Source organism: Erythrobacter sp. HL-111, from assembly GCF_900105095.1.
In the GTDB taxonomy this organism is placed as follows: domain Bacteria; phylum Pseudomonadota; class Alphaproteobacteria; order Sphingomonadales; family Sphingomonadaceae; genus Erythrobacter.
Window position 1 is genome coordinate 1,082,986 of sequence record NZ_LT629743.1, and the last position, 25,405, is coordinate 1,108,390.

At 67.4% G+C, this 25,405-nt stretch carries 27 protein-coding genes; 10 read left to right on the top strand and 17 right to left on the bottom strand.

From position 1 onward, the window contains the following. The first annotated feature begins 30 nt into the window (after positions 1–30). The 10 genes from BLU08_RS05125 (at position 31) to BLU08_RS05170 (ending at position 12,785) form a co-directional block, all read left to right on the top strand. Positions 31–2,001 carry a bifunctional diguanylate cyclase/phosphodiesterase gene (locus BLU08_RS05125; protein WP_172800987.1) on the top strand — a complete coding sequence of 657 codons (1,971 nt, stop codon included), beginning with the start codon at positions 31–33 and terminating at the stop codon, positions 1,999–2,001. A 265-nt stretch (positions 2,002–2,266) separates the two neighbouring features. Then, entirely contained in the window at positions 2,267–3,229 is a 963-nt protein-coding gene (gene mdh / locus BLU08_RS05130; protein ID WP_090196247.1) for a malate dehydrogenase, read from the top strand. Positions 3,230–3,242: 13 nt separating this feature from the next. Beyond that, positions 3,243–3,710, top strand: coding sequence for a hypothetical protein (locus BLU08_RS05135; protein WP_090196250.1), 468 nt, complete (start codon positions 3,243–3,245; stop codon positions 3,708–3,710). Then, positions 3,711–4,601 (top strand): succinate--CoA ligase subunit alpha, encoded by an 891-nt coding sequence (gene sucD, locus BLU08_RS05140; protein ID WP_090196253.1) that lies wholly within the window; start codon positions 3,711–3,713, stop codon positions 4,599–4,601. Between the two features lie 96 nt (positions 4,602–4,697). Beyond that, positions 4,698–4,985, top strand: coding sequence for a GIY-YIG nuclease family protein (locus tag BLU08_RS05145; RefSeq protein ID WP_090196256.1), 288 nt, complete (start codon positions 4,698–4,700; stop codon positions 4,983–4,985). 49 nt (positions 4,986–5,034) lie between these two features. After that, complete coding sequence (locus tag BLU08_RS05150) at positions 5,035–7,836, top strand: 2-oxoglutarate dehydrogenase E1 component (protein WP_090196259.1); 2,802 nt, start codon at positions 5,035–5,037, stop codon at positions 7,834–7,836. A 36-nt stretch (positions 7,837–7,872) separates the two neighbouring features. Then, entirely contained in the window at positions 7,873–9,129 is a 1,257-nt protein-coding gene (gene odhB, locus BLU08_RS05155) for a 2-oxoglutarate dehydrogenase complex dihydrolipoyllysine-residue succinyltransferase (RefSeq protein ID WP_090196264.1), read from the top strand. Positions 9,130–9,221: 92 nt separating this feature from the next. Next, the gene (gene lpdA, locus BLU08_RS05160) at positions 9,222–10,622 is read left to right on the top strand and encodes a dihydrolipoyl dehydrogenase (RefSeq protein ID WP_090196267.1); all 1,401 of its coding nucleotides are present in this window, start codon (positions 9,222–9,224) and stop codon (positions 10,620–10,622) included. 111 nt (positions 10,623–10,733) lie between these two features. After that, on the top strand, positions 10,734–12,119 hold the full coding sequence (locus tag BLU08_RS05165; RefSeq protein ID WP_090196271.1) for an amidase family protein: 1,386 nt from the start codon (positions 10,734–10,736) through the stop codon (positions 12,117–12,119). A gap of 9 nt (positions 12,120–12,128) precedes the next feature. Continuing rightward, positions 12,129–12,785, top strand: a complete 657-nt coding sequence (locus tag BLU08_RS05170) for a trimeric intracellular cation channel family protein (RefSeq protein ID WP_090196274.1) — start codon at positions 12,129–12,131, stop codon at positions 12,783–12,785. A gap of 3 nt (positions 12,786–12,788) precedes the next feature. Here BLU08_RS05170 and BLU08_RS05175 read toward each other — a convergent pair whose 3' ends face one another. The 17 genes from BLU08_RS05175 to rpsN all read right to left on the bottom strand — a co-directional run bounded on the left by BLU08_RS05175 (position 12,789) and on the right by rpsN (position 25,374). Then, positions 12,789–13,796, bottom strand: a complete 1,008-nt coding sequence (locus BLU08_RS05175) for a hypothetical protein (RefSeq protein ID WP_090196277.1) — start codon at positions 13,794–13,796, stop codon at positions 12,789–12,791. A gap of 188 nt (positions 13,797–13,984) precedes the next feature. After that, positions 13,985–14,503 (bottom strand): hypothetical protein, encoded by a 519-nt coding sequence (locus BLU08_RS05180; RefSeq protein WP_090196281.1) that lies wholly within the window; start codon positions 14,501–14,503, stop codon positions 13,985–13,987. Between the two features lie 172 nt (positions 14,504–14,675). Then, on the bottom strand, positions 14,676–16,094 hold the full coding sequence (locus BLU08_RS05185) for a serine hydrolase (protein WP_090196284.1): 1,419 nt from the start codon (positions 16,092–16,094) through the stop codon (positions 14,676–14,678). A gap of 89 nt (positions 16,095–16,183) precedes the next feature. Next, on the bottom strand, positions 16,184–16,606 hold the full coding sequence (gene rplQ, locus BLU08_RS05190; RefSeq protein ID WP_090196287.1) for a 50S ribosomal protein L17: 423 nt from the start codon (positions 16,604–16,606) through the stop codon (positions 16,184–16,186). A gap of 166 nt (positions 16,607–16,772) precedes the next feature. Then, the gene (locus tag BLU08_RS05195; RefSeq protein WP_090196290.1) at positions 16,773–17,828 is read right to left on the bottom strand and encodes a DNA-directed RNA polymerase subunit alpha; all 1,056 of its coding nucleotides are present in this window, start codon (positions 17,826–17,828) and stop codon (positions 16,773–16,775) included. Positions 17,829–17,952: 124 nt separating this feature from the next. After that, on the bottom strand, positions 17,953–18,342 hold the full coding sequence (rpsK, locus tag BLU08_RS05200; RefSeq protein WP_090196295.1) for a 30S ribosomal protein S11: 390 nt from the start codon (positions 18,340–18,342) through the stop codon (positions 17,953–17,955). 59 nt (positions 18,343–18,401) lie between these two features. After that, positions 18,402–18,770: a 30S ribosomal protein S13 gene (gene rpsM, locus BLU08_RS05205; RefSeq protein WP_090196297.1), complete on the bottom strand. Its 369-nt coding sequence runs from the start codon at positions 18,768–18,770 to the stop codon at positions 18,402–18,404. 295 nt (positions 18,771–19,065) lie between these two features. Further along, positions 19,066–19,827, bottom strand: coding sequence for an SRPBCC family protein (locus BLU08_RS05210; RefSeq protein WP_090196301.1), 762 nt, complete (start codon positions 19,825–19,827; stop codon positions 19,066–19,068). Between the two features lie 63 nt (positions 19,828–19,890). Next, positions 19,891–20,535, bottom strand: coding sequence for an adenylate kinase (locus tag BLU08_RS05215; protein ID WP_090196304.1), 645 nt, complete (start codon positions 20,533–20,535; stop codon positions 19,891–19,893). Between the two features lie 91 nt (positions 20,536–20,626). Continuing rightward, positions 20,627–21,991 carry a preprotein translocase subunit SecY gene (secY, locus tag BLU08_RS05220; protein ID WP_090196307.1) on the bottom strand — a complete coding sequence of 455 codons (1,365 nt, stop codon included), beginning with the start codon at positions 21,989–21,991 and terminating at the stop codon, positions 20,627–20,629. 173 nt (positions 21,992–22,164) lie between these two features. Next, positions 22,165–22,680 (bottom strand): 50S ribosomal protein L15, encoded by a 516-nt coding sequence (rplO, locus tag BLU08_RS05225; protein ID WP_090196311.1) that lies wholly within the window; start codon positions 22,678–22,680, stop codon positions 22,165–22,167. 63 nt (positions 22,681–22,743) lie between these two features. Then, the gene (rpmD, locus tag BLU08_RS05230) at positions 22,744–22,920 is read right to left on the bottom strand and encodes a 50S ribosomal protein L30 (RefSeq protein WP_090196316.1); all 177 of its coding nucleotides are present in this window, start codon (positions 22,918–22,920) and stop codon (positions 22,744–22,746) included. Positions 22,921–22,943: 23 nt separating this feature from the next. Beyond that, on the bottom strand, positions 22,944–23,783 hold the full coding sequence (rpsE, locus tag BLU08_RS15470; protein ID WP_090196319.1) for a 30S ribosomal protein S5: 840 nt from the start codon (positions 23,781–23,783) through the stop codon (positions 22,944–22,946). Continuing rightward, positions 23,783–24,127: a 50S ribosomal protein L18 gene (gene rplR / locus BLU08_RS05240; protein WP_090196323.1), complete on the bottom strand. Its 345-nt coding sequence runs from the start codon at positions 24,125–24,127 to the stop codon at positions 23,783–23,785. The genes rpsE and rplR overlap by 1 nt, the downstream gene beginning before the upstream one ends. Position 24,128: 1 nt before the next feature. Beyond that, complete coding sequence (gene rplF / locus BLU08_RS05245; protein ID WP_090196326.1) at positions 24,129–24,662, bottom strand: 50S ribosomal protein L6; 534 nt, start codon at positions 24,660–24,662, stop codon at positions 24,129–24,131. Next, positions 24,662–25,057 (bottom strand): 30S ribosomal protein S8, encoded by a 396-nt coding sequence (gene rpsH, locus BLU08_RS05250; RefSeq protein ID WP_090196329.1) that lies wholly within the window; start codon positions 25,055–25,057, stop codon positions 24,662–24,664. Before rpsH ends, rplF begins: the two co-directional genes overlap by 1 nt. Before the next feature lie 11 nt (positions 25,058–25,068). Beyond that, positions 25,069–25,374 carry a 30S ribosomal protein S14 gene (rpsN, locus tag BLU08_RS05255; protein WP_034905004.1) on the bottom strand — a complete coding sequence of 102 codons (306 nt, stop codon included), beginning with the start codon at positions 25,372–25,374 and terminating at the stop codon, positions 25,069–25,071. Positions 25,375–25,405: the final 31 nt, after the last annotated feature.

The following is a 25,405-nucleotide window of genomic DNA, read 5'->3' on the forward strand; positions in this document are numbered from 1 at the left end:
TTGACCACTTCGGGCTAGGCCGGAGGCGATATGAATCTGACCGGCCCCTTCGCGAGACTGCTCGGCCTCGCGCCCCGTCAGCGTGCGGACCGCGTGTCCGCGCGCGCGCGCCGCCTGCTGGTCAAGTCGCTCTACACCCAGCCTGCGAGCCTTGCGATCGGCGCCCTCGCCGGCATTGCCGCGACCGGGGTTTCGGCGCTGGTGGCCGGGCTGCCGCAGCTCTATCTCGGTGCCAGCGTCCTCACGCTCATCGCGATCGCGCGCGTGCTCGCCGCGCTCGGCCTGTCGCCCGACAGCGGGCGGACCAGCACCTTCAAGCTGGAGATCATCTACGAGATCGGCGCCTTCAGCTATGCGCTGGTGATCGGCCTGGTCGGAGCGATGACGCTGTGGCTCGATGCGCCGGGCGAGGTGCAGGTGCTGATGGTGGCGAACACGCTGTGCTACGGCGTCGGCGTGTCGGCGCGCAATGCGGGCCGGCCGAGCATCGCGATCGGCCAGCTCACCCTTTCGCTGCTGCCGATCATGGCGGCCTGCGTGATGCGGGGATCGCTCGCGCTGATCACGCTCGCCGTGACGATCGCGCTGCTGATCCCGGCGATGATGTCGATCGTGCTCAACATCTCCAAGGTCCTGCGCGAATCCATCGCCTCGGCCGATCGCAGCTCGCTGCTCGCCGACAAGATGCAGCTGCTCGCCCGGACCGATGTCGTCACCGGGCTCGCCAACCGGGCGGGGCTCAACCATGCCATGGTCGAGACGATGATGGCGATCGAGGAGGATGCGCGGCTCGCGCTGATCTGGATCGACCTCGACCGGTTCAAGGAGGTCAACGACCTGCTCGGCCATCCGGTCGGCGACCGCGTGCTGACCGAGGTCGCGCGGCGGCTGCGCGAGGTTTCGCCGCCGGAGGCAACGGTGGCGCGCTTCGGCGGGGACGAGTTCGTGGTCTTCACGCCGGTCGACGACCGCAAGATGGCCGAACGCATCGCGAGCGAGATCCATGCCGAGATCATGCGCCCCGTGCGGATCGACGGCGACCGGCTGGAAGTGCGCGCTTCGCTCGGCGTCGCCCTGCTGCCCGACGACGGAGCGGATGCGGACACGCTGATGCAGAGCGCCGATCTCGCGCTCTACCACGCCAAGGTGGGCGGGCGCTCGCAGACGCGCTTCTTCGACAGCGCGATGACCCGCGACCTCATCCGACGGCGCGAGATCGAGGACGAACTGCGCGCCGCGATCCAGCGCGAGGAGCTGTCGATCTTCTTCCAGCCGATCGTCGATCTCGAAAGCGGGCGCATCCGCGCCTTCGAGGCGCTGGTGCGCTGGTTCCACCCGGAAAAGGGCGAGCTGAAACCCGACGAGTTCATCCCCGTGGCCGAGGAGACGGGCGTCATCGTCACGCTGGGCAACTGGATCACCGCGCAGGCCGCGCGCACCGCGGCGACCTGGCCCGAGGACGTGACGGTCGCCGTCAACCTCTCGCCCCTCCAGATCCGAGCGCCGGGCGCCGTGCTCGGCATCCGCAATGCCCTGCGCGAGGCGGGGCTCGCCCCCTCGCGGCTGGAACTGGAAGTGACCGAGAGCCTGTTCATCGAGGACAACCACGCCACCGCCGCCTTCATCGAGGAATTGTCCGCGATCGGCGTCAAGTTCGCGCTCGACGATTTCGGGACGGGCTATTCTTCGCTCGGCCACATCAACACCTTCCCGCTGCACAAGATCAAGGTCGATCGCAGCTTCGTGTCGGGCGCGCATGTCGGGCGCAAGAGCAACGCGATCATCCGCGCGGTCGCCGAAATGGGGTCGACGCTCGATATCGAGATCGTGGCCGAGGGGCTCGAGACGGTCGAACAGGTGCGGGCGGTGCGCGAGGCCGGGTGCACGCTGGGCCAGGGCTTCTATTTCAGCCGCGCCGTGCCCGATTACCTGGCTGCCCTGCTGATCGCGCAGGAGCGCGAGGGCGAGTTGGGCGAGACGGCGGTGCGCGTGCGGGCCTGACCGGACCGGCTTTCGCAAGCGGCGGAAAATCACGCCTCGCCGCCCGCGCGGAGCGGCTCGGCATGGTTTCGCGGTCCCTTATTGCACCTGCGAACTATTATCAAAGATTTCCGCGCGCGCAGGCCCTTTTGACGGTTGCAATGCCCTTCCCGCACGCCTAGGCCCGCCCGCGAGATCACGGCGCCGGGCCTGGCTTGGGACGGGCGGACCCGCGCTATCAGGACATTGTTTTCGTCCCAGGAATCAGGGAAGGAAGTCCTCAGAAATGGCCCGCACCAAGATTGCGCTGATCGGCGCCGGGATGATCGGCGGCACGCTCGCCCACCTCGCCGCGAAGAAGGAAATGGGCGACATCGTCCTGTTCGACATCGCCGAAGGGATGCCGCAGGGCAAGGCGCTCGACCTGTCGCAGTGCGGCCCCATCGAAGGATTCGACGCGAGCATCACGGGCACGAACGACTATGCCGACATCGCCGGCGCCGACGTGGTGATCGTCACCGCGGGCGTCCCGCGCAAGCCCGGCATGAGCCGCGACGACCTGCTCGGCATCAACCTCAAGGTGATGAAGGCGGTCGGTGAGGGCATCAGGAACAACTGCCCCGACGCTTTCGTGATCTGCATCACCAACCCGCTCGACGCGATGGTGTGGGCGCTGCGCGAGTTCTCGGGCCTCCCCGCCAACAAGGTCGTCGGCATGGCCGGCGTGCCGGACTCGGCGCGCTTCGCCACCTTCCTCGCGTGGGAGTTCGGCGTCAGCGTCAAGGACGTGAACGCCTTCGTGCTCGGCGGGCATGGCGACACGATGGTGCCCGTCCTGTCCTACTCCACGATCAACGGCATCCCGGTGAAGGACATGGCGGCGATCAAGGGCGTCTCCGAAAGCCGCCTCGACGAGATCGTCAAGCGCACCCGCGGCGGCGGCGGCGAGATCGTGCAACTGCTCGGCAACGGCTCTGCCTATTACGCGCCGGCCACCAGCGCGATCGCGATGGCTGAGGCCTATCTCGGCGACCAGAAGCGCATCCTGCCTTGCGCCGCCTATGTCGAGGGCAAGTACGGCCTCGACGGGCTCTATGTCGGCGTCCCCACGGTGATTGGCGCAGGGGGAACCGAGGACGTGATCGAGATCGAGCTCAGCGACGAAGAGAAGAAGAACCTCAAGGTCTCGACCGACGCGGTCGAGGAACTGCTCGAGGCGTGCAAGGGGCTGGATGGCAGCCTTGCTTAAGCGCAGCCTTGCCATGGCCGCGGCGATCGCCCTGCCCCTCGCTCCGGCGGCGGCGCAGATGCGTGAAGCCACGCTGCCCGAGATTTTCGAGACCTATAACGATTGTTTCGCTGCGACCAGGACCGGCGATATGTCGGTCGCCTCGCTCGAGGAACTGGGCTGGTCGCGCGCCACCCTGCAATCGGACGACGGCCAGGCAGTCGAAGACGGTCCGATCATATATGGCCATGCGGAGCGTGCGCCGATCATCATCCTCAGCGCGCTCGAAGGAGAGGGCGTGTGCATGGTCAATGCGCGGATCGACAGTTTCGACGTTTTCGAGGAATTCAAGAAGGCGTTCGGCGGGAAACTGCCGCAAGCCGATGAGAACGGCGCAATCTTTTTCGTCGCCGAAGGTCAACCGGTGCAGATCGCCCCGACCGGATCGCGCGAGGCGCCTGCGCTGCGCCTCGCTGTTTTTACTGCAAGAGAGAGCAACTGAATGAGCATCCTCGTAGACAAGGACACCAAGGTCATCACGCAAGGGATGACCGGCAACACCGGCACCTTCCACACCGAGCAGGCGCTCGCCTACGGCACGCAGATGGTCGCGGGCGTCACGCCCGGCAAAGGCGGCACGGAGCATATCGGCCTGCCGCAGTTCGACACGGTGAAGGAGGCCAAGGCCGCCACGGGCGCGACCGCCTCGTGCATCTATGTGCCGCCGCCCTTCGCCGCCGACGCGATCTGCGAGGCGATCGATGCCGAGATCGAACTCATCATCTGCATCACCGAGGGCATCCCGGTGCTCGACATGGTCCGCGCCAAGCGTGCGCTCGAGGGTTCCAGGTCGCGCCTCATCGGCCCGAACTGTCCCGGCGTGCTGACGCCCGACGAATGCAAGATCGGCATCATGCCGGGCTCGATCTTCAAGAAGGGCAGCGTCGGCGTCGTAAGCCGTTCGGGCACGCTCACCTATGAAGCCGTCCACCAGACCACGCAGGTCGGGCTCGGCCAGTCGACCGCGGTCGGCATCGGCGGGGACCCTGTGAACGGGACGAACTTCATCGACGTGCTCGACCTCTTCCTCGACGACCCGGAAACCGAAAGCATCATCATGATCGGCGAGATCGGCGGCAGTGCGGAAGAAGAAGCCGCCGCCTTCCTCAAGGCCGAGGCCGCCAAGGGCCGCAGCAAGCCGACCGTCGGCTTCATCGCGGGCCGCACCGCGCCTCCGGGCCGCCGCATGGGCCATGCGGGCGCGATCGTCTCGGGCGGCCAGGGCGGCGCCGAGGACAAGATCGCGGCGATGGAGGATGCGGGCATCCGCGTCTCGCCGAGCCCGAGCGAACTGGGCACGACGCTCGCGGCGATGCTGAAGGAAATGGCGTGAGTTTCCATGGGCATGTGAGTCCCAGCGAAGGCTGGGACCTCGTGCCTGACAGGACAAGGTCCCAGCCTTCCCCGGGACTCACATGAGGTGGAATGATTGAAGGAGGGCTTCGTCTACATCCTGACCAACAGGAAAGGCGGGGTCCTGTATATCGGCGTCACCGACGATCTCGCGCGGCGCCTCGCACAGCATCGGACGGGAACGGTCCGGGGGTTTGCGAAGAAATACAATTGCGACCGGCTGGTCTGGTTCGAACGGCACGAGAATATTCACGATGCCCGGATCGCCGAGAGACGAATGAAGGCTTGGAAACGCGAATGGAAGATCAGGCGGATCGAGGAAAGCAATCCCGGATGGGACGACCTCTCGTCCGCGCTTGTCTGATGTCTCGCAAGATCAAGGGAGGTCCCAGCCTGCGCTGGGACTCAGGATTATGAACGAGCAGAGCAAGAACTTCATCCCCGAAATGACCGATCAGGACGGCCCGCAGCCCGGCCCCACGTGGGAAAGGCGCGGCTGGCTCGACACGCTGGCGGGCAGCGGCGCGGACCTCGTGGCGGCGATGGACCCGACCGAGATGAAGCTGGCGGTCAAGCAGGCGGCCAGGGACGCGGGCAAGCCGATGGACCCCAAGGCCATCGAGAAGGCCGCCTCGCTGTCGATTTCCGCGATGACGCTGGTGCGGCTCTACCGCGTGCGCGGGCACATGTCCGCCGATCTCGATCCGCTCGGCATGTCCAACCGCGAAGGGCCGGAAGACCTGACGCTCGAATGGCACGGGCTTGCCGGCAAGGAGGCCGAGGAGGTCTATGTCGGCGGGGTGCTGGGCATGGAATGGACCACGGTGGACAAGCTCCACCGGCGCCTGCGCGAAGTCTATTGCGGCAAGGTCGGCCTCGAATACATGCACATCGCCGACACCGAGGAACGCCGTTTCCTGCAGGACAAGTTCGAAAGCCCGGGCGAGACGATCCAGTTCACCCCCGAGGGCAAGAAGGCGATCCTCGCCGCCGTGCTGCGCGGCGAGCAGTACGAGGAATTCCTCGGCCGCAAATATGTCGGGACCAAGCGGTTCGGCCTCGACGGCGGGGAATCGATGATCCCGGCGCTCGAAGCGGTCATCAAGCACGGCGGCAGCGCGGGCGTGCGCGAGATCATCTACGGCATGGCCCACCGCGGGCGGCTGAACGTCCTCGCCAATGTCATGGCGAAACCCTACCGCGTGATCTTCCACGAATTCTCGGGTGGATCGGCCAACCCGGATGACGTGGGCGGTTCGGGCGACGTGAAATACCACCTCGGCACCAGCACCGACCGCGAATTCGACGGGATTTCGGTGCACATGAGCCTGACGCCCAACCCCTCGCATCTCGAGGCGGTGAACCCGGTCGTGCTGGGCAAGGCGCGGGCGCAGCAGGCGATCCGCGACGATCTCAGCCAGAAGCGCGAGGTGCTGCCCGTGCTGATCCACGGCGACGCGGCCTTCGCGGGGCAAGGCGTGGTGTGGGAAAGCCTCTCGCTCTCGGGCGTGCCCGGCTACGACACCGGGGGGTGCATCCACTTCATCATCAACAACCAGATCGGCTTCACCACCTCGCCGAAATTCGCGCGCTCCTCGCCCTACCCCAGCGACGTGGCGAAGGGCGTGATGGCGCCGATCCTCCACGTCAACGGCGACGATCCCGAAGCGGTGACCTTCGCCTGCAAGCTCGCGGTCGAATACCGCCAGACCTTCCACCGCGACGTGGTGATCGACATGTGGTGCTATCGCCGCTTCGGCCACAACGAAGGCGACGAGCCCAAGTTCACCCAGCCGCTGATGTACGACGCGATCCGCGCCCATCCCAAGGTTTCCAAGATCTACGAGGATCGCCTGATCGCCGAAGGCGTGGTGGAAAAGGGCCACCGCGAGGAGGCGGCCAGGGAATTCATCGCCCTGCTCGACGAGGAATTCGAGGCGTCCAGGAGCTACAAGCCCAACGAGGCGGACTGGTTCGCCGGGCGCTGGGCCGGGCTCAACAAGCCGGCCGATCCCGAAACCGCGCGGCGCAATGTCGAAACCGCGATCGAGCGCAAGATGTTCGACCATATCGGCAAGGTGCTGACCGAGGTTCCGGGCGATCTCGAAATCCACAAGACGCTGGACCGCGTCCTCGCCGCCAAGGCCGCCATGTTCGAGAGCGGCGAGGGCTTCGACTGGGCGACGGCGGAGGCGCTCGCCTTCGGCAGCCTCGTCATGGAAGGCTATGGCGTGCGCCTGTCCGGGCAGGACAGCGGGCGCGGCACCTTCTCGCAGCGCCACGCCGTGTGGGTCGACCAGAAGACCGAGCGCAAGTACGTGCCGCTCAACACCCTGCCCCACGGCAAGTTCGAGGTGCACGATTCGACCCTGTCGGAATACGGCGTGCTCGGTTTCGAGTATGGTTTCGCCATGGCCGATCCCAAGACGCTGGTGCTGTGGGAAGGCCAGTTCGGCGACTTCGCCAACGGCGCGCAGATCATGATCGACCAGTTCATCGCGAGCGGGGAGGCCAAGTGGCTGCGCGCCAACGGCCTCGTGATGCTGCTTCCCCACGGCTATGAAGGCCAGGGGCCGGAGCATTCCTCGGCACGGCTCGAACGCTTCCTGCAGCTCTGCGCGAACGACAACATCCAGGTCTGCAACATCACCACGCCGGCGAACTATTTCCACGTGCTGCGCCGCCAGATGCTGCGCCCGTTCCGCAAGCCGCTGATCATCATGACGCCGAAATCGCTTCTGCGGCACCCGATGGCGAAGTCTTCGCGGGACGAATTCCTGGGCGACCGGCAGTTCCGGCGGATCAAGTCCGACACGACCGAAATCGCCGACGAGAAGGTGAAACGCCTCGTCCTGTGTTCGGGCAAGGTCGCCTACGACCTGATCGAGAAGCGCGATGCCGAAGCGATCGGGGACGTGTCGATCGTGCGGATCGAACAGCTCTACCCCTTCCCCGGCGAGCCGCTGGCGAAGCGGATGGAGCGGATGGAGAACCTCGAGGAGGTGATCTGGTGCCAGGAGGAACCGAAGAACAACGGCGCGTGGTTCTTCGTCCAGAACCAGATCGAGGATTCGCTAGCGCAGGCAGGGTTCGCGGGCAAGCGGCCCGTCTATGTCGGGCGCGACCCGGCCGCCTCGCCCGCGACCGGGCTCGCCGGGCGGCACAAGGAGCAGCAGGAGCGGCTGGTGGCCGAGGCGCTGGGCCTCTCGAATTAGACACCAACAGACAACAAAGTTCAGGAAGCATCTGGAATGGCAACCGAAATCAAAGTCCCCGCTCTCGGCGAATCGGTCACCGAAGGCACGATCGGCGAATGGCTCAAGCAGCCCGGCGACGCGGTCGAGGCCGACGAGCCGATCGCCAGCCTCGAAACCGACAAGGTCGCGGTCGACGTGCCCTCGCCGGTTGCGGGCGTGCTGAGCGAGCACAAGGTCGCGGTCGGCGACACGGTCGAAGTCGGCGCGGTGATCGCGCTGATCGAGGAAGGCGCGAGCGCGGGAGCCAGCCCTTCGCCCTCGCCTGCGCCCTCCCCCGCACCCGCGTCGGACGAGGACGAGGGCGACAGGGCCAAGGAAAGCCCGTCGGAGGACCTCGTCGCCGCCGCGCAGACGCTTTCGCCCGCGGTGCGCCGCGCGGTGCTCGAACACGGGGTCGATCCCTCGACCATCAAGGGCACCGGCAAGGACGGCCGCCTGACCAAGGAAGACGTGATCGCCGCGGCCGAAGCGAAGAAGAGCGGCGCGCCCGCGCCTTCGCCCGCCCCGGCCCCCTCGCCCGCGCCCGCCCCGGCTCCCGCCGCGGCCGGCGAGCGCCGCGAGGAGCGGGTCAAGATGACCCGGATGCGCCAGACCATCGCCAAGCGCCTCAAGGGCGCGCAGGACAATGCGGCGCTGCTCACCACCTTCAACGATGTCGACATGTCCGCCGTGATCGAGGCGCGCAACCGCTACAAGGACCTGTTCGCCAGGAAGCACGACATCCGCCTCGGCTTCATGGGCTTCTTTGCCAAGGCCGCCTGCCTCGCGCTGAAGGACGTGCCCGCCGCCAACGCCTATATCGAGGGCGACGAGATCGTGTACCACGACTATGTCGACATCTCGGTCGCGGTCAGCGCCCCCAACGGCCTTGTCGTTCCCGTCATCCGCGACGCCGACAAGAAGGGCTTCGCCCGGATCGAGAAGGACATCGCCGATTTCGGCGCGCGGGCCAAGGAAGGCACGCTGACGATGGAGGACATGACCGGAGGCACCTTCACGATCTCGAACGGCGGCGTGTTCGGCAGCCTCATGTCCACCCCGATCATCAACCCGCCGCAGAGCGCCGTCCTCGGCCTCCACCGGATCGAGGACCGGCCGGTGGCGGTGAACGGCGAAGTCGTCATCCGCCCGATGATGTATCTCGCCCTCAGCTACGACCACCGCCTGATCGACGGGCGCGAGGCGGTGACCGCATTGAAGATCATCAAGGAGGCGATCGAGGATCCGACCCGGATGCTGATCGATTTGTGAGGCACGATTCCCGAGGCGGCCCATCGCCGCGCAAAGATTGAACGAGACAATTGCCGATCCCACCTCGCCTGCAGGGATCATGGAGCTTATAAATGGCTGAATACGACTACGACGTCCTCATCATCGGTGCCGGTCCCGGCGGCTATGTCGCGGCAATCCGCGCGGCGCAGCTTGGCCTCAAGGTCGCCTGCGTCGAAAGCCGCGAGACACTGGGCGGCACCTGCCTCAATGTCGGCTGCATCCCGTCGAAGGCCCTGCTCCACGCTTCCGAACTGTTCGACGAGGCCACCGGCGGCCATTTCGCTACCTGGGGGATCGAGGCCAAGGCGACGTTCGACCTCAAGAAGATGATGGCCGAGAAATCCGCCGCGGTCGGCGATCTCACCGGCGGGATCGAATTCCTGTTCAAGAAGAACAAGGTGACCTGGCTGAAAGGCCACGCCGCGTTCGAGGACGCGCACACGGTAAAGGTCGGCGATGCGACCCATACCGCGAAGGACATTGTCATCGCGACCGGCTCCAGCGTCACCCCGCTCCCCGGCGTCGAGGTCGACAATGAAAAGAAGCGCATCGTCGATTCGACCGGCGCGCTCGACCTCGACGAAGTGCCCGAACATCTCGTGGTGATCGGCGGCGGCGTGATCGGGCTCGAACTCGGCAGCGTGTGGCGCAGGCTGGGTGCGAAGGTCACGGTGATCGAATTCCTCGACCAGCTGCTCCCCGGCATGGACGGCGAAATCCGCAAGGAGGCGCAGAAGATCTTCAGGAAGCAGGGCATGGAAATGATGCTCGGCCACAAGGTCACCGGCGCCAGCGTCAAGGGCAAGAAGGTCACCCTGACGGTCGAGAAATCCTCCGGCGGCGATGAACAGACGATCGAGGCGAGCAATGTTCTCGTCGCGATCGGCCGGCGGCCCAACACCGACGGGCTGAGGCTCGAAAAGGCCGGGCTCAAGGTCAACAATCGCGGCCAGATCGAGATCGGCCACGATTTCCGAACCGAGGTCGACAACATCTGGGCGATCGGCGACGTCGCGCCCGGCCCCATGCTCGCGCACAAGGCCGAGGACGAAGGCATCGCGGTGGCCGAATTCATCGCCGGGCAGACGGGGATCGTGAACCACGATGTCATCCCCAACGTCGTCTACACCGCTCCCGAGATCGCCGGGGTAGGCCTCACCCAGGAACAGGCGAAGGAGCGCGGGATCGAGGTCAAGGTCGGCAAGTTCCCGATGATGGCGAACTCCCGCGCCAAGGCGAACCGCGACACCGACGGCTTCGTCAAGGTGATCGCCGATGCCGAAACCGACCGCGTGATCGGCGTGTGGATGATCAACACGCTCGCCGGGACCATGATCGCGCAGGCCGCGCAGGCGATGGAATTCGGCGCCACGTCCGAGGACATCGCCTATACCTGCCACGCCCACCCCACCCATGCCGAGGCCTTCAAGGAAGCGGCGATGGCGGTGACGGGCAAGCCGATCCATATCTGAATTCCCGCAAGCTCCCGCGCAGGCGGGAGCCTCTTGCCACTGGCGCCGTGCAGCAGGCATGAGGTCCCCGCCTGCGCGGGGACTCGCGCACGCAGGGGGGGGGAGACACGCATGGCCTATCCGCAACTGACCGAAAAACCCGGCGCGCTCGAAACCGCAGCGGCAATCCGGGAGGGCAGGCTCTCGGTGGTCGAGGCGGTCGATGCCGCGATCGTGCGGATCGAGCATCTCGATGCCGAGGTGAACGCCATCGCCGTCCCCGACTGGGAGCGCGCCTGCGCCGAGGCGCGGGCTATGGACGCCGCGATCGCCCGGGGGGAAGCCCCGCGCGAGGACCAGCCGCTGTTCGGCGTGCCGATGACGGTCAAGGAAAGCTTCGAGGTCGCGGGGCTGCAAAGCTGCTGGGGGCACGAACGCCTGACCGGTTACGTCGCCCCGCGCGATGCCGAACTCGTCCGGCGGTTGAAGGCGGCGGGCGCGGTGATCCTGGGCAAGACCAACGTGCCCACGGACCTTACCGACTGGCAGAGCTTCAACCCGGTCTATGGCCGCACCAACAACCCGCACGACACGTCGCGCTCGCCCGGCGGATCGTCGGGCGGCGGCGCGGCGGCGGTGGCGAGCGGGATGGTGGCCTGCGAATACGGCTCCGACATCGGCGGATCGGTCCGCGTGCCGGCGCATTTCTGCGGGATCTGGGGGCACAAGACGACCCACGGCCTGGTGCCGAGGCGCGGCCACGACCACCCGATGATGGCCCGGCGCGAGGGCTTCGTCGCGGCGCACGAAAGCGAGCTGTCGATCGCCGGGCCGCTCGCGCGGTGCGCGGAAGACCTCGCCGTGCTGACCGAAATCGGCGCGCGCTTCCCGCTTGCCGCCAAGGGCAAGCCGCTCGCCCGGTGCCGCCTCCTCGCTCTCACCGACCTGCCCGGCTGCCCGCTCGATGCGAGCGTCGCCGCCCCGACCGAGACGGCGCTGGAGAGGCTCGCGCAAGCGGGCATCGCCATCGACCGGGCCGGCCAGGTAGCGGACGGCTTCCTGCCCGACCTCGCGCAGCAGCACCGCGATTACCTCAGGATGCTCAACACCATCATGGCCCGCGGCGCGCCCGCGCCCAACGGCAGGCGCGCCACGGCGAGCGACTGGTTCGACCTGCTCGACGCGCAGGCCGCGAACCGGGTCCTGTGGGAGCGCGTGTTCGAGAGCTACGACTTCGTCCTCGCCCCGCCCGCCCCCGTGCTCGCCGTGCCGCACCGCGAGGAAGCCGTGTTCAAGGGCACGCTCGACGTGAACGGCGAGGAACTGCCCGCCGGAGCGGGGCTGATCTTCTCGGGCCTCGCGACCTTCCCGGGCCTGCCCTCCACCGTTCTGCCGATCGGGTCCGGCGCCTATCTCGGCGCGGACCTTCCCTGCGGGATGCAGGTCATCGGCCCGGCCTTCGCCGATCTCGACTGCATCGCCGCCGCCGGGGAGATCGGGCGGATCCTCCACGGATAGGGACAGGTCATGGACGGGACGATCCTGACCCCGATCCTCGACTGGCTCGACCTCGTCGGGATCGCGGTCTTCGCGCTGTCGGGCGCGCTCGTCGCCGCGCGCGAGCGGCAGACTTTCGTCACCATGGCGTTCTTCGCGCTCGTCACCGGGGTCGGCGGCGGCACCTTGCGCGACCTCCTGATCGGGGCGCCGGTGTTCTGGATCACCGATCCCTGGGTCGCCGCCGTGTGCCTCGGCGTGGCGCTGGTCGCGTGGTTCGTGCCGCTGCGCCTCTACGAAGGGCGCGCGTTCCTCTATGCCGACGCGGTGGGGCTTGCCGCCTATGCCGTGCTCGGCAGCGCCAAGGCGACCGCCTACGGGATCCCGCCCGTCCCTGCCGCGCTGATGGGGATCATCACCGGCTGCGTCGGCGGGATCATCCGCGACATCGTCGCCGGGCGCCCCTCGGTCATCATGCAGCCCGAACTCTACGTCACCGCCGCCGCGCTCAGCGCCGCGCTCACGGTCGGCGGGATGCTGCTCGTCCCGCTGCTCGCCCTGCCCGATGTGGCGGCGTGGGGCGCGGCCTTCGTCGCCGGGGCGGCGCTGCGCGCGGCGGCGATCAGGTGGGAGCTCGCCCTGCCGACCTATGGCGGGCCGGACCGCGGCGAGCCTGCCTCCGATTAAAGCTCAGCGCCCGAGGTCGCCGTCGATCGGGCGGCTGTCGGGGATGGCCTCGCCGGGGATCGGCGCGCCGGGATAGGCCGGCCCGCGCTCGCCCGCGTAGCGCAGATCGGCGGGCGTTCCGGCAAAGGCCATCTCGACATCGCGCGGTTCGGTGACGAGGGTAACGCGCATCTCCTCATCGGGCTGCGGACCGAAGCCGTCGCGTGCCTCGACACTGGCCCGCGCGCGCAGGTAGCTGACGTCGCTCCACTGTTCGGCCGGAACGGCGCGTTCGGCGCGTTCGGCGGCGAAGGCCCGTTCGCGCGCGGGCGCGGCGCGATCGGCCCGGCCGACGAAGCCGCCGAAATCGATCGTGTCGATCCGCCCGTCGCTGCCGATGGAACAGAGGAAGGACGACCCGTCGAACAGCGTGCCGGTGACCGCCCAGCCGCCCGCGGTGCGCTGGACATTGTCGACCCCGTCGACGCGCACGTCGCGTTCGATCTCGGTCAGGCACATGTTGACCGCGCCCTGCAGGCCCGAGGCGCCCGAACGGCGCGGGGCGGCGCGCGGGGTGTCGTAGCGTCGGTCGTCATAACGGCGGTCGTCGTAGCGCCGGTCATCATATCGCCGGTCATCGTAGCGCCGGTCGTCGTAGCGCACGCGGTCACGCTCGACGATCACCACGTCGCGCTCCCGCCGCCGGTTGTTCGCAGCCGCGCTCGCGATGGCGGCGATCCCGCCGACGATGACCGCCCCGGCAAGCACGTCGCCCGCGCGCACCCCGCGCCGTCCGCGCCAGCCGCGGCAACCCCAGCGGCCCCAGCAGCGGCCCCACTCGGCGGTGTCCACGCCGGCATCATGCGCGCCCGATCCGAAATCGGCCATGAAGGCGCTGCCGCTCGCCGCGGGGCGGACGAGGTTGCCGGGCAGCTCGGCCGCGGAAACCGGCGCGGCGGTCAGCGAAAGCGCGGCGGCGAGACCGGCGATGGCGGGGAAACGGCGCGCGAACGGACGGAGCTGGGACGCCATGGACTTGTCCTCCTCGAAGGGTCGTCGGGTCGAGCGGCCACCAATCGCTCTCGGGTTCGCCTCGTGCCTATCGGCCCGCGGCTTGACCGGGGCTTAATGGGCACGAGGCGAGCGAGGGTAACCGCTGGGATGCGGGCCGCGCAAGGCCGGTGGGACGTAACGCCCCGCTCGCAGAGCCGAAACCCGCCTCAGCGCAGGCCCCGCACCCCGGCGAAGTCGATGTGCGGAGCGCCCCGCCCGTCGAGCCGACAGGTGAACCGGCCGCGGTCGAAGCGGTCGCGGAACCGGACATTCTGCCGCACCTCGATCCGGCCCTGAACGCGGAAGCCGTAGCGGGTGCGGTCCACGTCGCGGATGTCGGTCGCCTGGGCGAAGCGCCAGCCGCCGAAGCGGCGGGCCTGGTTCTCGGCCGCGCGGATGCAGCGATTGATCGCGCGCTGCGGATCGCCCCTGAAACCGCGCCGGTCGCCGCGCCAATCGCGGTGACGGCGGTCGCGCCAGTCGCGCCGGTCGTTGCCGTCGAAGGCCCCGGCGAGCGCGGCGATCCCGCCGATCACGAGCGCGCCGGCGATGACCTCGCCCGCGCCGATCCCGTCGCGCTCGCGGCGGTCGTCGGCCAGCGCGGGCGCAGCGGAGCCGATCGCCAGCGCCGCGGCGGCGACGGCGCCAAGCGCGGTTCTTGCGAGTTTGGTGGTGGTGCTCGTCATGATCTCATCCTCGCTTCCGGCCGGGACGGGATAGCCCCGGCGTCGAATCGCAGGATGTAGGAAAGGGCGTGTGACGAGCCTGAATCGCGCGGACAGCAAGCGTTAAGCAAAACGGCCTATAACCTGAACAGGTACGCCCGAAACGGGGCGAAAGCGGCTGAACGAGTTGAACTTACTCGCCCTCGATCGCTGCCAGCACGTCGCGGGTGAAGGCTGCGATGTCGAAGCCGGTTCCTACCGGGTCCTCCCCCCGCCGCACGATCACGACCTTGCGGGACGGCACGACGACCACATACTGCCCGCGATTGCCGCGCGCGGCGAAGGCGTCGTCCGGGATGCCGGCGAAGGCGTTTCCTTCGGGCCGGCGAAAGGTCCACCACCCCGCGCCATAGCCCCAGTCCGTCCCCTCGGGCTGGGGGCCGGACGGATCGGAGACATGGTCGCGCCATCCCTCGGGCAGCAGGCGTTCGCCGTTCCACACGCCGTCATCGAGATAGAGCTGGCCGAGCGTCGCGAGGTCGCTCGCAGTCGACCAGACCTGCGAGGAGAGGACGTAATTGCCGCGGTTGTCGGTTTCGGCGACGGTGCGGTTCATGCCGAGACGCGCAAAGAATTCGTGCGGCGGATTGCGCTCCAGCCAGGTTTCGATCCCCTTCACCGCCATCAGCGTGTCGTTGTTGGCGTAGCGATAGACCGTGCCGGGTTCATGCAGGAGGGGCCAGTTTGCGGCGCGCTCGTCCACCGTGGTCCCGCCCCAGTAGAGCGGATCGGTGCGGTTGCCCAGTGTGTCCGAATAGCGCCCGCTCGCCATCCGCAGGGCATGGTCGATGGTGATCGCGTTCCTCGGATCGCCCTCGCCCCCGGCACGCCAGTAATCGAGGCCTACCGGATCGCTCACCGCGTGTTCGCCCGCGTGGACCGCCGCGCCGACCAGCGTCGCGGCAATGCTCTTGGCGACCGACCAGGTGCGCTGGGGAGTGTTCGCGTCGAAGCCGGGGGCGTAGCGCGCCGTCTCGAACGCGAGGGTGCCGTCGGGATCGAACCGCCGCACGAGCACCGCCGTGCTGCGCCCGTCGCCATAGCGCGCGGCGAAGGCATCGGCGAGCAGGCCATCCAGCGACGTTTCCTCGCGCGGCGCGGCCTTGCCGGTGGTCGCGGTCTCGGCCGTGTCGCGGGCCGGTGCCACCGCGGCATCGCCCGCATCCGGCACTGCGCCGATCGGGAGGACCGAACAGCCCCTGTCGCGCCCGCCATGGGTCGCCGCGCGGTCGGGCATATTTTCGGCCCATTCGACCTCTACCCGGGCAACTGCCCCGCCCGGTCCGCGAAGGATATCGTAGGGCAGGTCGCGGATGATCGGGTCGAGCGCGGGGTCGACGCCCGAAAGCTCCCATTCGTGAACGCTCTCGGGGCTGCGCGTCGTGCCGTTTCGCTCCGCTACCGCGATCGCGCTGCACAGCATCAAGGCCTTGTATCCCGCCGCGAGCGCCCGGTCATACCGCGCGTCGAGGCGTTCCTGCGCGCTCTGGCCGATGGCGGGGACGGGAGCAGCAAGCGCTGCGGCAGCGGCTGCGAAAAGGAGCGTTCTCATGCCGCGCGAGACTAGGGCCTGCGACGCAAAAGAAAAGGGGCCGGGGGAACGCTCCCCGACCCCTTTTGCCATCCTTGTCCGGGCGGGGCCTACGCCTCGGCGTATTCGTCCATTTCGCTCATGTCGGGGCCGGAATCCTGGCCCCTCGCGTCCTCGTCGCGGTCGACGAATTCGATCACGGCGAGCGGGGCGCTGTCGCTGGCGCGGTAGCCGGCCTTGATGATGCGGACATAGCCGCCCTCGCGGTCCGCATAGCGTTCGGCGAGCACGTCGAAGAGCTTCCTGAGCTGGGTTTCGTCCTGCAGCCTGCTCATCGCGAGGCGGCGGTTCGAAAGGCCGCCGCGCTTGGCGAGCGTGACCAGCTTTTCGACATAGGGGCGCAGTTCCTTCGCCTTGGGAAGCGTGGTGACGATCTGCTCGTGCTTGATGAGGGCGGCCGCCATGTTGCGGAACAGGGCCTTGCGGTGGCCGGTCTTGCGACCGAGCTTGCGCTGCGAAATACCGTGACGCATCGTATTCTTCCTTCGTTCGAAAAGGGCCCGTATCAGGTAGCCCAGTGCCGGTCCGGATCAGGGCCCCGAACCTTCGCCCTGCTTGTATCCCAGCGAAGGCTGGGATCTCCATCGGCACAGCGCCGACGGCGGGAGGCCCCAGCCTGCGCTGGGGCTCACCCAAGCCTCAACCCAGCAGTTCCTGCTCAAGCTTCTTGGCCATTTCCTCGATGTTCTCGGGCGGCCAGCCGGGGATGTCCATGCCGAGGCGCAGGCCCATGCTGGACAGCACTTCCTTGATCTCGTTGAGCGACTTGCGGCCGAAATTCGGCGTGCGCAGCATCTCGGCCTCGGTCTTCTGGACGAGGTCGCCGATATAGATGATGTTGTCGTTCTTGAGACAGTTGGCGCTGCGAACCGACAGTTCGAGCTCGTCCACCTTCTTGAGCAGGTAGCGGTTCAATTGGTTGGCATCGTCTTCCTGCGGCTGGGCGGCATGGCCGATCATCGCCGACTGCGGCTGCGGGATGCCGTCCTCGAAGTGGACGAACAGGGTCAGCTGGTCCTGCAGGATCCGCGCGGCATAGGCGACGGCATCTTCGGGCGTGACGGTGCCGTCGGTCTCGACCGTGAGGCTGAGCTTGTCATAATCGAGTTCCTGCCCGACGCGGGCGTTCTCGACCTTGTAGCTGACCTGGCGCACCGGCGAATAGAGCGAGTCGACCGGGATCAGCCCGATCGGCGCGTCGGCCGGACGGTTCTGCACCGCCGGGGCATAGCCCTTGCCCACGTCCGCGGTCAGTTCCATGTTGAGCGTCGCGCCCTCGTCGAGATGGCACAGGACGAGGTCCTTGTTCATCACCTCGATGTCGCCGGTCACCGCGATGTCGCCGGCCTTGACCGTGGCGGGGCCGGTCATCGAGAGTTGCAGGCGCTTGGGGCCCTCGCCTTCCATCCTGAGCGCGATCTGCTTCACGTTGAGCACGATGTCGGTCACGTCCTCGCGCACGCCGGCGAGCGAGGAGAATTCGTGCAGCACGTTCTCGATCTTGATCGAGGTGATCGCCGCACCCTGAAGGCTGGAGAGAAGCACGCGCCGCAGGGCATTGCCGAGGGTAAGGCCGAAGCCGCGCTCGAGCGGCTCGGCGACGAAGGTGGTCTTGCGCTGCTTGTCGCCGCCTTCCTTGATTTCGAGAGCGTTGGGTTTCTTGAGTTCCTGCCAGTTCTTCGTGTTGACGGACATGGATTTCCCCTAATTCGCCTTTCAGCGGTTCAAATACGGGACGGGCCGAGGCGCTGGGCGCGGATGCGGCGGAGACCCCGTGCGGTGTCCCGGCAGCCGCGGCGGGCCGCCGGACGGGATATGATCAGACGCGGCGACGCTTGGACGGGCGCACGCCATTGTGCGGGATGGGCGTCACGTCGCGGATCGAAGTGATGTTGAAACCGACCGCAGCAAGGCCGCGCAGCGCGCTTTCGCGGCCCGAGCCGGGGCCCTTGACCTCGACCTCGAGCGTGCGGACGCCGTGGTCGGCGGCCTTCTTGCCGGCGTCGTCGGCGGCGACCTGGGCGGCATAGGGCGTCGACTTGCGGCTGCCCTTGAAGCCCATCATGCCGGCCGAAGACCAGCTGATCGCATTGCCCTGCGCGTCGGTGATGGTGATCATGGTGTTGTTGAAGCTGGCGTTGATATGCGCGACGCCCGAAGAAATGTTCTTCTTGTCGCGGCGCCTCACTCGGCCGGGTTCGCGTGCCATTGTGCGTGTTCCTCTAGAATTCGGATGAAGGGAAAAGCGATAAGCTCAGGGAGCCGCGCTTACTTCTTCTTCCCGGCGATGGGCTTCGCCTTGCCCTTGCGGGTGCGGGCGTTGGTGTGGGTGCGCTGACCGCGGACGGGCAGCTGGTTGCGGTGCCTCAGCCCCCGATAGGAGCGCAGGTCCATCAGCCGCTTGATGTTCATCGCGGTCTGGCGGCGCAGGTCACCCTCGACGGTGTAATCCGAATCGATCGTTTCGCGGATACGCAGCACTTCCTCGTCGGTGAGGTCCTGCACGCGCGCGCTGTGGGCGATGCCCAGCTTGTCGGCGATCTCGACCGCCGTGGTGCGGCCGATTCCGTGGATGTAGGTGAGCGCGATGATCACGCGCTTGTTGGTGGGGATGTTTACCCCGGCAATACGAGCCACTTAGTTCTCCATGCTCCACAGGGGTTTGCGGACCGGATGCCGGACCCCTATCTCATCGCTGTTTCACCGAAGCGCCCGGCCCTCGCCCTCGCCCGGACGGCCGCGGAGACTGGCCCGGCGGCGGAACGGCAAAAAGCCCGGTCGGTGCGCGCGCTTGGCGACGACCTGCCGGACAGGGTTCGAGCGTGTCGAATGAACGGCGCGCATAGGGCGATTCGGGCGGAGCGTCAACCGCCGCGCGCACAAAACATCGTTCCGGGGCGAAAAGGCCCCGCCGCGTTGCATCATTTGTTGGTTACACCGCTTCGTCGGTCCAGTCAAAGGCCGGGACGCGCAAACGGGAGCGGGGGCTCAATCCTCTTCTTCGCCCGAAAGGTCGCCGAAGGCTTCCTCGACGCTGGGGGTGCGTTCTGCGGGGGGGTTCCTCGATCACCGGCTCGGGTTCGATCGCCGCCGGTTCCTCCGCGGCTTCGCCGTCCGCAGCGGGCGCGTCCACCTCGCCCAGCAGTTCGGCAAGCCCGGCGAGCTGCTGGCTCATCACCCCGTCGACCGCGCGCGCGATGACCGGCACTTCGAAGCGCATGAACCCGCCGACATTATAGGTCCACACGATGCGCGTGCCCGCCTCGACCTCGGTCAGCGCGATCGAGAGGACGCCGACCACCGGCTCGGGCTGGAGCGGGCCGAGCGAGCCGCGCATCACCAGCGCGCGTTCGGGAAAAGCCTGGATCACGCGCATGTGCTCGACGCTGCCCTCGAGCGTGAAGCGGCCCGGCTCGTCGACTTCGGGGATCGTTTCGCAGAAGCACCCGCCGGCCTGCGGGGTGAGCCGCAGGTTGGCCGCTTCGCCCGACCAGGTGTGCTCCGACCGCCACCACCGCGCCGGGCTGATGAGGGCGAGCCAGACTTCCTTCGGGTCCGCCGCGACGACCGCTTCGTCGCGCGTAAGGAAGCTGTTGTCGTCCATCCGCTCGACTTCGGCCGCCAGCGGCGCCGCACCCGCCGCCAAGGCCAAGGCGGCAGCCCAATGCGCCGCGCGGATCGGGAAACGGGTCATCAGCCTCTCCTGCCTCGTGCCTCGGGCGCGTCTAGGCGATCGGAGCGAGGCGGCAAAGGACGTTCAGGCGAGCAGCCGGTCGATCGCGGCGGCGACCTCGTCGATCCCGGCCATGCCGTCGACCCGCGTGACGATGCCGCGCGCTTCGTAGCCCGGGAGGATCGGCGCGGTCTTGGCGCGGTATTCGGCCATGCGGTTGCGGACGGTTTCCTCGTTGTCGTCGGGCCGGCGCTTGAACTCGGTCGAGCCGCAGGAATCGCACACGCCCTCGACCTTCGGAGGGTTCGCGGTGTCGTGGTAGAGCGTCCCGCAATTGGCGCAGGAAAACCGGCCGGTGATGCGTTCGACCAGCGCATCCTCGTCCACCTCGAGCTCGATCACGCGGTCGAGCGCGCGGCCGTGCCTGGCGAGGATATCGTCGAGCTGGTCGGCCTGCGCCGCGGTGCGCGGGTAGCCGTCGAAGATCGCGCCTTCGTCCTTGCCCATGTCGGCGAGCTTGGCATCGATCATGGCGGAGACGATGTCGTCGGAGACAAGCCCGCCCGAATCCATGATGTCGGCGACCTTGCGGCCGAGTTCGGTATCGGCCTTGCGGGTTTCGCGCAGCATGTCCCCGGTCGACAGCTGGACCATCGCATGGCGCTCGACCAGGCCCTTGGACTGCGTCCCCTTCCCCGCTCCGGGAGGCCCCAGAAGAATGATGTTCACGAAAGCTCCCCCGTTATCGCGCCGGGCTCGTCGGCCCGGAACGCTCCTCTCATAAGCGGACGGTCACAAGCAACAGTCAAGCGGGAACGCGTCAGCGCATCCGGCCTTTCAACTTGGCCTTCTTGATAAGGTCGCCGTACTGATGCGCGATCAGGTGCGACTGGATCTGGCTGATCGTGTCGACCGTCACGTTGACGACGATCAGCAGGCTGGTGCCGCCCAGGAACAAGGGAATGCCGGTCTGGCGGATCATCCATTCGGGCACCATGCACACGAGCGCGAGATAGATCGCCCCGACGACGGTGATGCGGGTGAGGACATATTCGAGATAGTCCGCCGTCCGCTTGCCCGGGCGGATGCCGGGGATGAAACCGCCCGCCTTCTTGAGGTTCTCGGCCTGCTCCTCCGGGTTGAACACGACCGCGGTGTAGAAGAAGCAGAAGAAGATGATGCCCGCGCCGTAAAGCACCATGTAGATCGGCGCGCCCGGCTGGAGATACTGGTTCAGCGTCACGATCACGTTGCCCAGACCGCCATCGGTGTCGACCGAATTGCCGGCGAACTGCGAGATGGTGAGCGGCAGGAGCAGCAGCGAGCTTGCGAAGATCGGCGGGATCACGCCCGCGGTGTTGAGCTTCAGCGGAAGGTGCGAACGATCCGCCTGCATCACGCCCTGCTGGGTCGCGCGCTTGGGATACTGGATCAGCAGCCGTCGCTGCGCCCGCTCGACGAAGGAAATGAGGAGGATCAGCCCGACGACCATGACGACGAACATGACGATGATCGTCGCCGAGATCGCACCGGTGCGCCCGCCTTCGAACAGGTTGGCGGCAAAGGTAGGGAACTGGGCGACGATGCCCGCCATGATGATCAGCGAAACGCCGTTGCCGATCCCGCGGCTGGTGATCTGCTCGCCCAGCCAGAGGAGGAACATCGTCCCGCCCACCAGACTGATGACCGCGCCGACGCGGAACATGTAGCCCGGCTCGACGACCGCGCCGATGCCCTGCTGCGACGCGAAGCCTTCGAGCCCGACGGCGAGGAAATAGCCCTGGATCGCGCACAGGAAGACCGTGCCGTAACGGGTGTACTGGTTCAGTTTCTGCCGCCCGCTCGCGCCTTCCTTCTTCAGCGCGGACAGCGTCGGGTGGAGCGCGGAGGCCATCTGCACCACGATCGAGGCGGTGATGTAGGGCATGACGCCCAGCGCGATGAGGCTCATCCGTTCGAGGCTGCCGCCCGAGAAGGTGTTGAACAGGTCGAGCACCCCGCCCCGGCCCATCTCGGCAAGGTCGCGCAGCGCCGACGGGTTGACCCCCGGCAGCGGGACGAAGCTGAGAAAGCGGAAGACGATCAGCGCGCCGATGGTGAACCAGATCCGCTGGCGCAGCTCGGTCGCCTTGGCGAAATTGCCGAAGTTGAGGTTGCTGGCGATGTTGTCGGCGCGTGAAGCCATGTCGTCTGTTCGATCCTAGCCTTCGGCCGCGAGGCGCCCTGCCTCTGCGGCCCGAATATGGGCGGCCTGCCGACTGTCGGCACCGGACGCTTGCCGGGCCGGGCTGGCCGCGCAGAGGCGTAAATAGGGAACGGGGGGCCGCTTGTCGAACCCCCCGCTCGCCTTTTGTCGCATTATTTGCCGCGTGCCGACGCGCGTTCCTGCTTCGCGGCCTTGAGTTCGGCGTTGGTCGGGGCGGTCACCTCGACGCTGCCGCCGGCCTTTTCGACCGCCGCAACCGCGCCCTTGGTCGCCCCGGTGACGACGAACTTCGCGCTCGCCGAAAGCTCGCCCTTGCCGAGCAGGCGCACGCCGTCCTTCCCGCCCCGGGCGAGACCGCAGGCACGCAGGGCTTCTTCGGTGATGTCATTGCCCGCGTCGAGCTTGCCGGCGTCGATCATCTTCTGGACCATGCCGATGTTCACCTCGGCGTAGTCCTTGCCGAAGGGGTTGTTGAACCCGCGCTTGGGCAGGCGCATGTGAAGCGGCATCTGGCCGCCTTCGAAGCCCTTGATCGCGACGCCCGAACGGCTCTTCTGGCCCTTCTGGCCGCGCGCGGCGGTCTTGCCCTTGCCCGAGCCGATGCCCCGGCCCTTGCGGACGCGGCCCTTGCGGGCGCCTTCGTTGTCACGGATGTCGTTGAGTTTCATGGTTGCACTCGCTTTCGCTTTTCTTCGCGCTTTTCAGAAATCGTGAGCCTTGCTCACGCAAATTCAGTCGACGATCTCGACCAGATGCGGGATCTTGGCGACCATGCCCCGGATTTCCGGGGTGTCCTCGCGCTCGACGACCTTGTGCATCTTGCCCAGACCGAGCCCGATCAGCACCTTGCGCTGGCTTTCGGGGCGGCGGATAGGTGAGCCCACCTGCTTGATCTTGATGGTAGCCATTGTTCGTTACTCCACGCCCTTCGTTATTCGGTCAGGGCCGCGGCGTCGGCTTCCGCCTCGGCCTCGCTCGCGCCGCCGCGACCCAGGAGGTCGGCGACCTTCTTGCCGCGCCGCTGGGCGACCGACTTCGGCGAAGTCTGGTCCTGCAGCGCGTCGAAGGTGGCGCGGATCATGTTGTAGGGGTTCGAGGTCCCGACCGACTTCGTCACGACGTCGGCGACGCCGAGACTCTCGAACACGGCGCGCATCGGGCCGCCGGCGATGATGCCGGTGCCGGGAGGCGCGGTGCGGACGGTGACCTTGCCCGCGCCGAAGTGACCCTTGCCGTCATGGTGCAGCGTGCGACCTTCCTTGAGGGGGACGCGGATCATCTTCTTGCGCGCGGCGGCGGTCGCCTTGGTGATGGCCTCGGGCACTTCGCGGGCCTTGCCGTGGCCGAAGCCGACCCGGCCCTGGCCGTCGCCGACCACCACGAGCGCCGCGAAGCCGAAGCGCTTGCCGCCCTTCACCGTCTTGGAAACGCGGTTGATGTGGACGAGCTTCTCGATGATGCCGTCGTCCTCTTCCTCGCGCCGGCCGCCACGGCCGCCGTCACGACCGCCGCGCCCACGGCCGCGGCCGCGATCGCCGCCGCCGTCACGACCGCCGCCGCCGCGCCCGCCACGACCGCCACGGCCCTGACGGGGCTCTTCGGTCGGCTGCGCGCTCGGCTCCTGCGAAGGCGACTGGTTGTCGGCCGCTTCCGAAGGCGTCTCGGCCTTGGCTTCGGCCTGAGCGTCGGGAGCCTGGGGCGTCGGGGTTTCCGCAGCGGCGTTCTCGGCCGCTTCGGTGTTCTGGGTGTTTTCGTTGTTCTCGGCCATCATCAGAACTCCAGCCCGCCTTCGCGGGCGGCATCGGCCAGCGCCTTGACGCGGCCATGGTAGAGGAACCCGCCGCGATCGAACACGACAGTCGTCACGCCCGCCTTCCTGGCGGCCTCGGCGATGTCCTTGCCGACCTTGCTCGCGGCTTCGACATTCGCGCCGCTGCCTTCCACGCCGAGCGTCGAGGCGGCCGCGAGGGTCCGGCCCTCGGCGTCGTCGATGATCTGCGCGTAGATGTGCCTGCCGGTGCGGTGGACCGAAAGGCGCGGCTTGTCGCCCGAGCGCTTGCGGAGCGCGGTCCGCACCCGCATGCGGCGGCGTTCGAAAAGGGAAAGCTTTGCCATCTTACTTCTTCTTCCCTTCCTTGCGGAAGATGTACTCGCCGCGATACTTGATGCCCTTGCCCTTGTAGGGTTCGGGCTTGCGAAGCTCGCGGATCTCGGCGGCGAACTGGCCGACGGCCTGCTTGTCGATGCCGGAAATCTCGACCGTGGTCTGGTCGGGAGTCTTCACCTCGAGCCCTTCGGGCACGGGAAGATCGACATCGTGGCTGAAGCCGAGCTGCAGCTTGAGCGTGCGGCCCTGCGCGTTGGCGCGGTAGCCGACGCCCGAGATCTCGAGCACCTTGGTGAAGCCGTCGGTGACGCCCTCGACGAGGTTCGAGACCAGCGTGCGCTGCATACCCCAATAGGCACGGGCCTTCTGGCTGTCATTGGCCGGGGCGACCGAGATCGAGCCGTCCTCGAGCTTGTATTCGACGAGGTCGGACAGGCCCATCTGGAGGGTGCCCTTGGGACCCTTCACGCTGAGCAGGCCGTTGTCGATATTCGCGGTGACGCCCGAAGGGATCGTCACCGGCTTCTTGCCGATGCGGCTCATCAGAACACCTCCGCCAGCACTTCGCCGCCGACATTGTTCGCGCGGGCCTCGGCATCCGAGAGCACGCCGCGCGGGGTCGAGACGATGGTGATGCCAAGCCCGTTGCGGACCGTGGGCAGTTCCTTGCAGCCCGAATAGATGCGCCGGCCGGGCTTCGAGACGCGCGCGACGTGCTTGATCGCCGGCTCGCCTTCGAAATACTTGAGTTCGATCCGCAGCGCCTTGTGCTTGCCGCTCTCGTCCTCGGAATAGCCACGGATGTAGCCTTCGCGCATGAGGACCTCGAGCACGTTCGCGCGCAGCTTGGACGCAGGGCTGAGGACGGAGTCCTTCTTCGCCTGCTGGCCGTTGCGGATGCGGGTGAGCATGTCACCCAGGGGATCGGTCATAGCCATCTGTCAGGTCCTCACCAGCTCGACTTGGTCAGGCCCGGGATCATGCCCCGGTTGCCAAGCTGACGCAGTTCGATGCGGTTGATGCCGAACTTGCGGTAATAGCCGCGCGGGCGGCCGGTGGTGGCGCAGCGGTTGCGCACCCGGGTCGGGTTCGCGTTGCGCGGGATCTCGGCCATCTTGAGCCGCGCCATGAGACGCTCGGTCTCATCCAGGCTCTCGTCGTTCGCGATCGCCTTCAGCTTCTCGTACTTGGCCGCATACTTCTTCACGAGCTTCTTGCGACGCTCGTTCTTGTTGATCGAACTCAGTTTCGCCATGGACTTAAGCTCTCTTCTTTCGTGTCTCTGT